The sequence below is a fragment of the Cesiribacter andamanensis AMV16 genome, from assembly GCF_000348925.1.
GTDB lineage: Bacteria > Bacteroidota > Bacteroidia > Cytophagales > Cyclobacteriaceae > Cesiribacter > Cesiribacter andamanensis.
In genome coordinates this window covers 1-12,479 of the sequence record NZ_AODQ01000034.1, presented here as the reverse complement: position 1 = coordinate 12,479, position 12,479 = coordinate 1, and the positions used below count along the sequence as shown (strand labels likewise).

The window sequence follows — 12,479 nt, the reverse complement described above, 5'->3', positions numbered from 1 at the left end:
CGGCAAAGCACAAAATAGTTGGCCCGGCAGGGGCTAATTTCCCGGTTCAGAGGAGCGGTATCAAGCAGCCTGACTTCACCCCCTGCTGCGCTCAGGCAAAAAAAATAGCGACCTACCCCTGAATCCGCCTCAGATGCCCAGGGATTGCCGGCTGGACCAGATCTCATAAATAGGATCGCCCTTGCTGCTTTTGCCCCTGTGGTGCCACTTGCCCTCCTTCAGCTCGTACGGAAAAGAAAGGCTGGCGCCTACCCGGCTATTGTCCCGGGAAAAAAAGTGGATGTGCTCGGTATAGGTATCTCCTTCGGTGGTATAGGCGCCTCCGCCCGTACCGCCAAACTCGCCCGTTTCGCTGTTATAGGCAATCCACTGAAAGCGGGTGCCGGAGAGGATCTTCATGGTCTTGCGGGCGCCAGGGGTCATGGTGTTCATGGTGCCGTCCAGCTGGCGACCGGTAATGAGCCACGCGCCCCTGAGTGCGCCAGGGGTGCCATCGTCCAGGCGTTTCCAGCTGGCGCTGGCTGTTTCCAGATACTGTCCGCGGGGGTTAATGGGCATGCGCTCTGTAGTACCTACCTTGCCGGGATCATTGGTATTAAACTCCCAGGTGATTAGCAGCGTACCATCTGCTTGCCGGGACCATTTACCCCCTTCGGTGCCGATAAATTCAGCCGGATCGGCCTTATAATACGTTCTGGCAAAGTAATCGTCGTCCATGATCCAGAGCGCTTTGGTATTTTCGGGCATAGTGGCCTCCCAGGCGCCTACCAGGGAGGCTGTGTTACCTGTCTGGGGCCCAGCCTGCAGCACGGCCAGGAGCATAGACATAATAAGTGAGAATACAAGCATGGCAATAGATGATTAGTGCGTATTCATACAACCAAAATAGAGCCTTGGAGTTTGCCAGGTCCAGCGGGCAGCATGCTAGCAAACCCCTCCCTTTATGACCATAGCGGACCGCTTTTGGTGGCGGGTGGCCTGCTCACAGGCATTGCACACTCGGAGCCGCAAAACTAAATCAGACCGGCAGGCCACATCGCAAGTGGCACAGGCTATGAATCCTTTAGGTAGGGGTATTTGCTCGTAGCCGCCGTTCGGCCACAAACTCCAGCAGGGCTGCATGAAAGCGCTCCAGCTCCTCCCGGCTTGTGTAGGGGGCTAGGCCAATGCGCACCCAGCCGCCCCCGGCCAGCACCCCCAGTTTTTCGGCCATGGTGGTGGCATAGAAGTGCCCATCGGCCACACACATCTGATGGCGCTCAGCAAACCAGCGACTGACCTCCCATGAGGGCACCCCCTCCAGGGTAAAGGCAAAGGTGGGCGTTTTCTTTGTGCCCGCCGGCGCCCGGTACAATTTTAGGCCGGGTACGTTCTGCAGCAGCTGTTCGGTATAGGCCGCCAGCTCGCTTTCGTAGGCTTCCAGCCGCTGCATGCCCCGCTGCAGGCATTCTTTTCGATTGTTCCCCTCTCCCAGGCTTTCGATAAAGCCAAGCGCCCCCAGCAGCCCGGCAAGGGCTTCATGGTTTTGGGTGCCGGTTTCCAGCTTATCGGGGATATGGGCCGGTGCAGGCTCCAGCTTGTAGACGGGCAGTTTTTCAAAGAGTGCCTGCGCAATAACGGCTATGCCTATGTGCGGGCCAAAGAATTTATAGGCCGAACACAGCAATACATCACAGCCCAGCTGCTCAACATTAACCGGCAGGTGCGGCACTGCATGCACGGCATCCAGCACCACCAGAGCACCTACAGCCTTGGCGCGCGCAATGATAGGTTCCACATCGGTAACCGTACCGGTTACATTGGACGATAGGCCCACGGCCACCAGCCGGGTTTGGGGAGTGATCAGCGCCTCCAGACGGTCCAGCTCCAGGGTGTAAGTAGTTGGGTTTAAGGGAATGTAGCGTACGCCTGCCCCCCTGTCCCGCGCCAGGCTGGCCCAGGGGTCTACATTGGCCCGGTGGTCTGCTTCGGTGACCACCACTTCATCTCCCGGCTGCACTAATGCGCCGAGCGAGCGGGCAATGGCAAAGGCCAGGCTGGTCATGTTCTGGCCAAAGGCAACTTCCTGCGGTTGGCAGTGCAGAAAATCGGCCATGGCAGCGCGGGCCTCCAGCAGCAGCGCATCGGTGCGCAGGCTGGTGGGAAAAGGGCCGTGCAGGTTGGCCATGCCCCGGCTGATGTAGGTCATCATGCCCATGAGCGCCTGGCTGGCCATCTGTGTGCCCCCGGGCCCATCAAAATAGACCAGCGGCAGGCTGCCATCACTGGGGTTAAGCGCCGGAAAATGAGCCCGTACGGAGCGGATGGGAAATGGGGTGTTCATACGAAAAGAAAAAAGATAGTAGGTATCCTGAAATAGCGCGGCCCTAGACCGTATCGGCCTGATGGGTGATCACAAACTGGATCAGCTCCTCCAGCGGAATAGCCGCCCGCTGGCTGGCATCGGCTATATCCTCCCGCGATACCTGAGCGGCAAAGGTCTTGTCTTTCAAGCGTTTTTTTACCCCCTTCACTTCCATGCCGCTGTAGCCTTCGGGCCGCATGAGGGAATAGGCGTGGGTAAAGCCCGAAAGCTCGTCAAAGGCATAGAGCATTTTATCCATGGCACTGCGGGGCTCCACACCAAAATAGGCAGGACCATGGGAGGCAATGGCCTGAATAATGGCCGGATCCTGCCGGCGGGCTTCCAGCTCTTCGATTATGCGGCGGCAATGCTGCTCGGGCCACTGGTCCCAGTCGGCATCGTGCAGCAGCCCGGCCAGGTACCAGCGGTGCTGCTCCTCTTCCGACAGTCCCAGGCGTTCCCGGGCCCAGGCCTTCATCAGGTGGGCCACCTGCTGCATGTGCAGTTTCAATCGCTCGTTTTTTACCCAGCTATTCAGCAGCTCCTGTGCCTCTTGAAGTGACATGGCATTGCCGCTGTTTGCCGGATCGCCAAAAGTAGTGCGCAGCAGGTGTAGCGCGTGTGAGCTCATACAATAAGCGTTAGTTCCAAAAAAAGAGTAGGCTATAGGCGGAGAGCGCCCGCTATAGGGGCTCCAATAGCCAGCCAGCCAGTTTACAGCGAGAAACTACAAAATTTAAGGGGCATTTATACAGCATCGCCCACTTTTCCTGCCACCATTTCCTGTTTACAGCTTTTTATCGTCTACCCTCTGCCCTGGCAAGGGCCGGAGAGCGGTATCCATGCAGAAGCTTAGGGCCTCTCTGGCGGATATAAAAAGAAATCCCGTACCTTGGATGCTGCATGGCGTGCGGCTGCGTTTTACGATTGCCGGATCCCGACATTCTACAGGCTGAATGAAGATCAATTAGGGCACTAGACCCCCTGCTGCTGGTGTAGATACTCTTTCCAGCCAAGCACCCCCCCTTGCAGGCTATAGACCTTTTTCTGGGGGAAGGCCTCTGCCAGCAGGCGCGCCGCCTGCTGGCTGCGCTTACCCGACTGGCAGAGTACAATGACCGGATCGCCGCAAAGGGCGGGTATACTCCCGGGCAATTGTGAGAGTGGCAATTGCAGATGCGGGAACTCGTGTAGTAGCGGAAGTTCTCCTACCTCCCGCACATCCACTATGGCTGCCTGCCTGTTGCTGAGCAGGCGGGAAAATTCTCCGGCAGTGATCTCCTCCACGCTCAGCAGTCCACAGGCTTGCTCATAGGCAGTCTGCCGAAACGCCCCTGCATCTTTTGGCCGCTGGGCATCAGCCTGCGGATGGGGGGTAATTTCCCAGGTATTCCAGTCATTGGTTAGCAGATTGACGGTCTGCAGCCGGTTGGCCAGCGGCTGCCCTATGCCCGTTATGATCTTGAGTACCTCTGCTGCCTGCAGGCTGCCGATGATGCCCGGCAGCACACCCAGCACGCCGGCCTCTTCACAGTTGGCAACCTCCCCAGCCTGCGGCGGAACGGGAAACAGATCCCGGTAATGAACAGGCCGTTCCCCTCCCTCTCCGGCATAATTAAATACAGCCACCTGCCCTTCAAAACTGGAAACTGCCCCATAGACCAGGGGCTTGCCAAGTAACACACAGGCATCGTTGATCAGGTAGCGGGCAGGAAAATTGTCCGTAGCATCTACTATCAGGTCATAGGCGTGCAGCAACTCCAGGGCATTCTGGGAAGTAAGCTGCACCCTGTGAGGCTGCACTTCTATATCGGGGTTCATCCGCTGCAGCTTTTGGGCAGCACGCTCGGCTTTTGAGTGTCCCAGGTCGCTCATGTCATATACCACCTGCCGGTGCAGGTTGGTGAGCGACACCACATCATGATCTACCAGGCCAAGGGTGCCCAGCCCGGCCGCCGCCAGGTAAAGCAGCACCGGGCAGCCCAAGCCACCGGCGCCAATCACCAGCACCTTAGCCTGCTGAAGTTTTTGCTGGCCCTGCGGCCCCAGTTCTTTGAGAATGATCTGCCGCTGGTAGCGTTCAAAATGCATAGTCTGTTTCATGCCTAAGCCCTAATATCTGGCGTATCGAGTATAAGGTTTAGTGTGTACGTTACTGGGTGAGATGGTCATTGCTTCCTTACCTTTGATAGAGTAAGGTAAGGATTCCAGCGGTAACAAGCATCATCAGCCATAATTATGAAGGTAGCGGAGCCTGGAGGAGTACCGGCAGCCGCCTGTAGCTACCTCCTTCAGGATTATTTACCGGCCCTGGATCGACTACCCTTGTAACGGATCGTTTTTTCGATGGTAACGATGATGAACAAGCCCAGCCCGGCGGCACCAATCCGCAGCAGCTGCATGCCCTGCAGAGGACTGGAATGAAAAAGCAGGTTCATGAACGGCAGGTAAATAAAGAGGGCCTGCACCAGCAACATGGCTCCTATGCCGGCATATACCCAGAGGTTGGTAAAGTACCCGATTTGCCCCAGCGGACGGATCAACGAACGGCAATTGAGCAGATAAAATGATTCAAGTACCACAAACACCGTAGTAGCCACCGTTTGCGCCTGGGCGATGGTGGCTCCCTGCCGGATTTCCCACTCATAAAGGCCAAAGCTTGCCAGCATCAGGAGCACCCCTACCAGCAGGGTACGCATGATCAGGTTCTTGTTTAGAATCGGGTCATCGGCGGGCCGGGGTGGGCGTTCCATGACATCGGGCTCCTTAGGTTCAAATGCCAGCATCAGGCCCAGCAGCACCGCGGTGGTCATGTTGATCCAGAGCAGCTGCACGGGTTGTATGGGCAATCGGGCACCCAGCGCAATGGCCGCCAGGATCACCAGGCCTTCACCCAGGTTAGTGGGCAGGGTCCAGACGATGAACTTGGTAAGGTTATCAAATACCCCCCTGCCTTCCTCTACCGCACCTTCTATCGAAGAGAAATTATCATCGGTGAGCACCATATCGGCGGCATCCTTGGCCACATCGGTGCCGGTAATGCCCATGGCTATGCCAATATTGGCCTGCTTAAGGGCCGGTCCGTCATTGACCCCATCGCCGGTCATGGCCACAATCTTGCCCCTGGCCTGTAGCGCTTTTACCAGCCGAAGCTTCTGATCGGGTGCTACGCGGGCAAATACGGCTGTTTCCTGCACCACCTCCTGCAGCTGATCTTCACTCATGGCCTGTAGTTCCCGGCCGGTAAGGGCCAGCAGCCGCTCTCCTTCCCGCTTGCCCTGCAGGCCGATCTGCCCGGCAATGGAAGCCGCCGTAACAGCATGGTCGCCGGTGATCATCTTTACCTCAATGCCGGCCATCTGACAGAGTGAGACCGCCTCAATTGCTTCGGCCCGGGGCGGATCCAGCATGCCCTGGAGGCCAATGAAGACCAGGCCTTCGGCTGCATCTTGATGGCCAATGCTTTTCTTGCCTGAAGCAGCCTCCTTGACGGCAAAGGCCAGCACACGCAAGCCCTGAGCGGCCAGTGTTTCGGCCTGTCGGTTGATTGATTCCTTATCCAGCGGCTCTGCCTTGCCTTCGGCTGTAAGTTGCTGGCTGCTACGCTCCAGAATAGCCTCCAGCGACCCTTTGACAAACATAAGGGGGGTATCTGTAGCGTGCAGGGTAGCCATATACTGGTGTTCCGATTCAAAAGGAATGGAATCGGCACGGGGATATTCCTGCTCCAGCTGCTCCTCGGTAAAGCCTCCTTTGCGGGCGGCTACCAGCAAGGCCCCTTCCGTTGGGTCGCCATCGATGGACCAGCTTCCGGATTTTTCCTTTAACCGGCTGTCATTGCAGAGCATGCCGGCCAGCAGACACTGCTTCAGGGCCGGATTGGTTGCCAGGTCTACCGCCTGTCCGTTTTCGCAGATCTCCCCCTGTGGCAAATAGCCCAGGCCGCTTAGGGTATATTCCTGCCTACCGGCCCAGATGAGTTGTACCGTCATCTGGTTTTGGGTAAGGGTGCCGGTTTTGTCAGAGCAAATCACATTGGTACTGCCCAGGGTCTCAACGGCTACCAGTTTACGGATGATGGCCTGCCGTTTGGCCATTTTGGAAACGCCCAGGGCCAGCATGATGGTCACTGCCACCGGTAGTCCTTCCGGTATGGCTCCAACCGCCAGGGCTACGGCAATCATAAAGCTGTCGGCCAGCTCCTGGCCCCGCAGCATGCCCACCACAAACACTACAGCCGAAAGCCCAAGAATTACCCAGAGCAACAGCTGGCTAAAGCTTTTGATCTTGCGGGTTAAAGGAGTCTCCAGCTCTTCGGCAGTAGTAATGGACTGTTGGATTTTGCCCACCTCAGTGGCATCGCCGGTTGCCACCACTATCCCCCTGGCCTGCCCGTAGGTGATAATGGTAGAGGCAAATCCCATACCCAGACGATCGCCCAGGATGAAATCTTCCGCTACCGCTTCGGTATTTTTCTCCACCGCCAGGGATTCACCCGTGAGGGCTGATTCGTCTACCTTGAGGTCCCTGGCCTGAAACAGGCGCAGATCTGCCGGAAATTTATCCCCTGCCTGTACCAGTACCACATCGCCGGGCACCAGCTCCTGTGCATCAATATCCCTTTTTTTGCCCTCGCGCAGCACATGGGCTTTCAGACTCATGCTTTTGGAGAGCGCATCTATTGCCTTTAGCGCCTTGCTTTCCTGTATGAACCCAATAACGGCATTGATGAACACCACGGCAAAGATCACTACCGCATCAAGGTACTCCGACAGTAGCAGGGTGACCAGCGTTGCTGCCAGCAGTATGTAAATAAGCGGCTGATGAAATTGCAGCAGAAAGCGTTTCCAGGCCGCCTGCTGTTTCGTTTGACTAATGATGTTGCGTCCGTAGGTGTCCAGGCGCTCCTGAACCTGCTGCTGGCTGAGCCCCTTATCAGGTTTTACCTCCAGTTCTGCTGCAACCTGGCCGGCATCCATGCTGTGCCAGTTCTTGTCTGCTTGCTGCTGCATATACACAGGGGTTTTGTATGAAAAATCCGCTCAAGAACTTTTTGTTATCGCTTGCCTATACAATTTAAAAGCCCTGCACTGGGGAAACAATGATCTACCCCAGGCAACTGAAATTAATCATCGGCTGATATTGCTGGCTGACTGCTGTCCCGGGAAGCTGCTCTGCCGAAAAAACACATAGATACCCCAGCTACTACGCCTGGGGCAGGCCGCCTTTATGCCCTCGCTCATGCCGGTAATGAGTCTCCTTATTTTCTTAAGACCAAACGATCATCCGCTCACCCCCTTATGGCGCCGCTCATCACTTTCGCACCTCTCCTTAACATTATTTAACGCTCATTTACGCTCCCCAAGAGGGCCTGCTGCCTACTTTAGCTGCCATACCACACCCCAGATCGCATGAAAAAATACTACCTCCCCCTCATTTGCCTGTTTTTGCTTGCCTGCACCCCCATGGCGCTTGCCCAGTTTCCGGGCGCAGCCCCTTCGGTAAAGGGCAAAGTAAGCGGCCGGCTGCTGGATGCAGAAACGGGGGCAGCCATCCCCTATGCCACGGTGATCCTTTTTGCCAAACAGGCCAGCCCCCCCAAAGGCGCTCCTGCCAGCGCACCGGCCGCTGATTCACTGGCAGCTGCCAGCCCCTGGAAACAGGTAAACGGCGCCCTCAGTGATGAAGCCGGCAGTTTTACTATCAAGGATATTGCCATTGGTGAGTATAAGGTAGAAATAGCTTTTCTGGGCTATGATAAGAAAACCCTCAGCTTCCAGACCACCGGTGCCAAGCCTGATTACGACCTGGGCAGTGTGCAGCTGGCGGTAACGGCCCAGCTCCTGGAAGGGGTAACCGTAACAGGCCAGAAGGAGGTCATCGAACATCATGTAGACAAGCTGGTCTTTAATGCCGAAAACGACCCCTCCCTGGCCGGTGGCGATGCCACCGATGTACTGCGCAAAACACCCATGCTGGCTGTAGACCTGGATGGCAACCTATCCCTACGGGGGAATAGCAATGTACGCCTGCTCATCAATGGCAAACCCTCTACCCTCTTCAGCGGCAGTGTGGCCGATGCCCTGCGCAGCATTCCGGCCGACGAGATCAAGAAGGTTGAGGTAATAACCGTACCCACCGCCAAGTACGATGGGGAGGGCAGCGGCGGCATTGTTAACATTATTACCAAACGCAAGGGCATGGAAGGCATGAAGGGCACCCTGAACCTGAATGCCGGCCTGCGGGCCCTGGGGGGCGGTGGTAGCCTTACCATGGGCCGCGGGCGCTTTGGCCTCAATGGCAACCTCTTTGGCAACTACGGACTTACCCGCCGCAGCGGCAACGACCTGTACCGCGAAACCTGGGGCGAGAACCCCCAGCAGCTTTTTCAGAGAGGCGAAGGCGAAAGCCGTTTTGATTTCCTCTCGGGCAAGATTGGCGCCTATTATGATTTCAATGCCTACACCAGCGTCAACTCGGCCGTAAGCCTGCGCAACTTCAGCAACACCACTACCTCACTGAGCAACAGCCGCCGCTTTAACACAGGCAGCGATACCCCCTTTGAGCTGATCAGCCGCAACAGCTTTATGGACATGAGCAATACCTCCTTTGACTGGACCAACGATTTTCGCCGCACCTATGAGGGCAGCGAGCGGGAAATTGCCCTGGCCTTTCAGCTCTCGGGTAACCTCTCCAATACCCTTAACCGCTTTAGTGAGCAGGGCGCCCGCACGCTGGCCAACAACAATACCAATGACAGCGATAACCTGGAGTATACCTACCAGGCCGATTATACCGAACCCTTTGGCAAGTGGGGCAAGCTGGAGATAGGTGCCAAAGCTGTAGTACGCCGCCTGACCAGCGATTTTGCCGCTTTTGTAGGACCCGGCATTAGCGAGGGTCTTGAAATTGACCCTACCCAGTCCGATGCCTTTGCCTATGACCAGGATGTGATCGGAGGCTATTCTTCCCTGAATGCCAAGCTCAACAAGAAATGGAGCCTGATCACCGGCCTGCGCTACGAGCATACCCGCATTGGCTTCGATTTTCGGGACAGGGACCTAACGGCCGATAATGCCTATGGCAGCTTTTTGCCCAGTGCTATAGCCAGCTATACCTTTACCCCCATGACCAGCCTCAAGGCCAGCTACACCCGCCGCATTCAGCGCCCCAACCTCTACTTCCTGAACCCCTATATCCGCCAGAACTCCACCCTATTTATCTCACAGGGCAATCCCAAACTGGCTCCCGAGATCACCGATCAGCTGGAGCTGGCCCTCAACACCATGGTGAAGAAAAATGTGGTAAACCTCTCGCTCTTCTACCGCAGCACCCAGGATGTGATCGAATCCTTCCAGAGCCTGCAGCGCATCGAGCAGGATACCGTAACGCTGAGCTCCTTTCTGAATGTGGGCACCAACCAGGCATTTGGCGCCAATGTGTTCACCAACATCAAGTTCACCAAATGGGTAAGCCTGTTCCTGAGCGCCGATGCCAGCACCTACAACGTAAGCAGCGCCTCGCTGGGCCTGAGCAATAAAGGCCTGGTAGCGGGCGGAAATGCAGGCCTTAATTTCAATTTCGGGAAGGGCTGGAAGGCCAATACCTTTACCTTTTACCGCAGTGCCCAGCCAACCCTGCAGGGCCGCCAGCCATCCTATATGTTCATGAACATGGGCATTTCCAAAGATATCCTGAAGGAAAAAGGAAACATTGGCCTGTCGGCTGCCAACCCCTTCAGTGAATTCATTGAGTTCAGATCTGAGGTACGGGGCGAAAACTTCTACCAGAGCTCGGCCTTTCGCAACCAGCAGCGCGATATCCGGCTGAGCTTCCGCTATAATTTTGGCGACATGAAGTTCCGCCCCCAAAACCGCAACACCCGCATCCGCAACGACGACCAGAAAAGCGGCGGCAGCCAGGGGGGTGAGGGCAATTAGCGTGTTACAGCGGCAGCCCGCGCCCCCCGCCAAACTTGATTCATCCTGAATTTTTAGCGGGATAATCACTAATAAAAGACCTCAGCATGAATCCTGAGGTCTTTTTAGTATGGTACGAGATCCCCTTTAAAAACTTTCCAGTAAATCAATTCTATACTCCACGCTATTAATCTTTCCCTTAACATTTGGGATGATTCATGTTTGTGTTTGGCCCGGCACTAGCCCCTGGGAGCTTAGTGAGCATCGACTTCAGTTTCCTGCTCTTTCGTTGCTGATCTTCCTGGAGATGTGTTATTTTTGTAGAACATGAAACAGGGGCAGAAGCTCATATTCCTTTTTCTGGCCTACGGCATTACGCTCATGCATACCCTGGTGCCGCACCAGCACAACAGCCAGCCTGTTGTGCAAACCGCTGTGCATCAGTTGCAGGAAGTAGGCTGCCGCTCGGTGGTGGGCTTTCTGCAGTTTCTTTTTGCGGCCGATCTGGGCGATAATCATCTGGAAATCTTCAAAAAGAGCCAGCTCCCGGCAACAGACCTGGGCTTTGCCGGGGTGTTGCTCTTTGCCCTGGCCAGTCTGCTGCTCTTTCTGGCCCAGCTCTACCGGAACCGCCTCCCCTTTGGCCGTTTCTTCCACGCGCATGTTCCCCTCCAGTACTTCTGTACCGATGTTCCCCTTCGGGCACCCCCTGCTCACCCCTCCCCCTTTCTGTCAGTTGCTGTAGCCGGCTGCTGATAGCCCCGTTCCTTTCAGTTTCTAATTTCGCTCAGCGGCACTACCATGTTCGAACAGATCATTCTTTTTCTGTACGCAATAAATTCATTATTGCGCTGGCTACCCTGGCCCTGATTGCCGGTGGCCTGTATTCGCTCAGCCAGATCCCCATCAATGCGGTTCCCGATATCACCAACAACCAGGTACAGGTAGTGACGGCCTCGCCCTCGCTCTCGGCCGAGGAGGTGGAGCGCCTCATCACCTACCCCCTGGAAATCTCCATGGCCAACATTCCCGGCGTGCTGGAGCTGCGCTCCATCTCCCGCTATGGCCTTTCGGTGGTAACCGTTGTATTTGAAGAAGAGGTCAGCACCACGGACGCACGCCAGTTTGTGAGCGAACAAATCGGCCTGGCCAGCCAGGAAATTCCCGCAGGGCTTGGCCAGCCCGAGCTGATGCCCATTACCACCGGCCTGGGCGAGGTCTACCAGTATATCCTGGAAGTGGCTCCCGGCTATGAAGATCAGTACAACGCCATGGAGCTACGCACCATCCACGACTGGATCGTGAAACGACAGCTCTCGGGCATCCCGGGCATAGTGGAGGTAAGCAGCTTTGGCGGTTTTCTGAAGCAGTACCAGGTGAGCCTGGACCCGGCCCGCATGCGCAGCTTTGGCCTTAGCGTACAGGATGTGCTGCAGGCCCTGGAGGCCAATAACCAGAACACCGGCGGCAGCTACCTGGAGCGCGGCACCAGTGCCTATTACATCCGGGCCGAGGGCCTGGTAGCCAGTCCCGAAGAGATTGGCGCCATTGTGGTGCGGGGAGCTGAGGCTGGCGCTACCCCCCTGCTGCTGCGGCAGGTAGCCACCATAGAAGAGGGATATCCACCCCGCTACGGTGCCATGACCAGAAACGGCCAGGGCGAAACCGTAGGCGGCATTACCCTGATGCTAAAGGGGGCCAACTCTTCCAAAACCCTGGAGCGGGTACACCAGCGCGTAGCCGAGGTACAGGCCTCGCTGCCCGATGGTCTTAAGATTGTCCCCTACCTGGACCGCTCCGAGCTGGTGGGCCGCACCACCGGTACCATCAAAACCAACCTGCTGGAAGGGGGGCTTATTGTAATCTTTGTGCTGGTACTGCTGCTGGGCAACCTGCGGGCCGGTTTTATTGTGGCCTCGGTCATTCCCCTGTCGCTGCTCTTTGCCTTTATCATGATGCACCTGTTTGGGGTATCGGCCAACCTGATGTCGCTGGGGGCGCTGGATTTTGGCATTGTGATCGACGGGGCGGTAATCATTGTGGAGGGGGTGCTGCATGCCCTTTTTTGCCTACCATGCCGGCCAGCAGCTGAGCCAGCCGGAAATGGACCGGGTAGTGGCTCGCTCGGCGGCCTCCATCTACAAATCGGCCGCCTTTGGGGTGCTCATCATTATTGTCGTATTCATCCCCATCATGACCCTGACCGGCATAGAGGG

8 protein-coding genes are annotated in these 12,479 nt (G+C 56.5%); 3 read left to right on the top strand and 5 right to left on the bottom strand.

Features of this window, described 5'->3' with window-relative positions; translation table 11 throughout:
- Positions 1-129: 129 nt before the first annotated feature.
- The 5 genes from ADICEAN_RS08285 to ADICEAN_RS08265 all read right to left on the bottom strand — a co-directional run bounded on the left by ADICEAN_RS08285 (position 130) and on the right by ADICEAN_RS08265 (position 7,356).
- Positions 130-849, bottom strand: a complete 720-nt coding sequence (locus ADICEAN_RS08285) for a membrane or secreted protein (RefSeq protein ID WP_201766022.1) — start codon at positions 847-849, stop codon at positions 130-132.
- 214 nt (positions 850-1,063) lie between these two features.
- Positions 1,064-2,323 carry a cysteine desulfurase-like protein gene (locus ADICEAN_RS08280; RefSeq protein ID WP_009195120.1) on the bottom strand — a complete coding sequence of 420 codons (1,260 nt, stop codon included), beginning with the start codon at positions 2,321-2,323 and terminating at the stop codon, positions 1,064-1,066.
- Positions 2,324-2,366: 43 nt separating this feature from the next.
- Positions 2,367-2,975 (bottom strand): HD domain-containing protein, encoded by a 609-nt coding sequence (locus ADICEAN_RS08275; protein ID WP_009195119.1) that lies wholly within the window; start codon positions 2,973-2,975, stop codon positions 2,367-2,369.
- Positions 2,976-3,319: 344 nt separating this feature from the next.
- Positions 3,320-4,447, bottom strand: a complete 1,128-nt coding sequence (gene moeB, locus ADICEAN_RS08270) for a HesA/MoeB/ThiF family protein (protein ID WP_009195118.1) — start codon at positions 4,445-4,447, stop codon at positions 3,320-3,322.
- 194 nt (positions 4,448-4,641) lie between these two features.
- Positions 4,642-7,356, bottom strand: coding sequence for a cation-transporting P-type ATPase (locus tag ADICEAN_RS08265; protein WP_009195117.1), 2,715 nt, complete (start codon positions 7,354-7,356; stop codon positions 4,642-4,644).
- 399 nt (positions 7,357-7,755) lie between these two features.
- Here ADICEAN_RS08265 and ADICEAN_RS08260 point away from each other — a divergent pair, with 399 nt between their 5' ends.
- The 3 genes from ADICEAN_RS08260 to ADICEAN_RS08250 all read left to right on the top strand — a co-directional run.
- On the top strand, positions 7,756-10,284 hold the full coding sequence (locus ADICEAN_RS08260) for an outer membrane beta-barrel family protein (RefSeq protein ID WP_009195116.1): 2,529 nt from the start codon (positions 7,756-7,758) through the stop codon (positions 10,282-10,284).
- A gap of 306 nt (positions 10,285-10,590) precedes the next feature.
- Complete coding sequence (locus tag ADICEAN_RS08255) at positions 10,591-11,019, top strand: hypothetical protein (protein ID WP_009195115.1); 429 nt, start codon at positions 10,591-10,593, stop codon at positions 11,017-11,019.
- Positions 10,944-12,479: efflux RND transporter permease subunit (locus ADICEAN_RS08250; RefSeq protein ID WP_316928517.1), on the top strand; the 1,536-nt coding region annotated here is incomplete at its 3' end. The genes ADICEAN_RS08255 and ADICEAN_RS08250, both read left to right, overlap by 76 nt.

Coding starts and splice junctions, on each gene's coding strand:
- ADICEAN_RS08285 (WP_201766022.1), bottom strand. CDS start 849: ATGCTTGTATTCTCACTTATTATGTCTATGCTCCTGGCCGTGCTGCAG.
- ADICEAN_RS08280 (WP_009195120.1), bottom strand. CDS start 2,323: ATGAACACCCCATTTCCCATCCGCTCCGTACGGGCTCATTTTCCGGCG.
- ADICEAN_RS08275 (WP_009195119.1), bottom strand. CDS start 2,975: ATGAGCTCACACGCGCTACACCTGCTGCGCACTACTTTTGGCGATCCG.
- moeB (WP_009195118.1), bottom strand. CDS start 4,447: ATGAAACAGACTATGCATTTTGAACGCTACCAGCGGCAGATCATTCTC.
- ADICEAN_RS08265 (WP_009195117.1), bottom strand. CDS start 7,356: ATGCAGCAGCAAGCAGACAAGAACTGGCACAGCATGGATGCCGGCCAG.
- ADICEAN_RS08260 (WP_009195116.1), top strand. CDS start 7,756: ATGAAAAAATACTACCTCCCCCTCATTTGCCTGTTTTTGCTTGCCTGC.
- ADICEAN_RS08255 (WP_009195115.1), top strand. CDS start 10,591: ATGAAACAGGGGCAGAAGCTCATATTCCTTTTTCTGGCCTACGGCATT.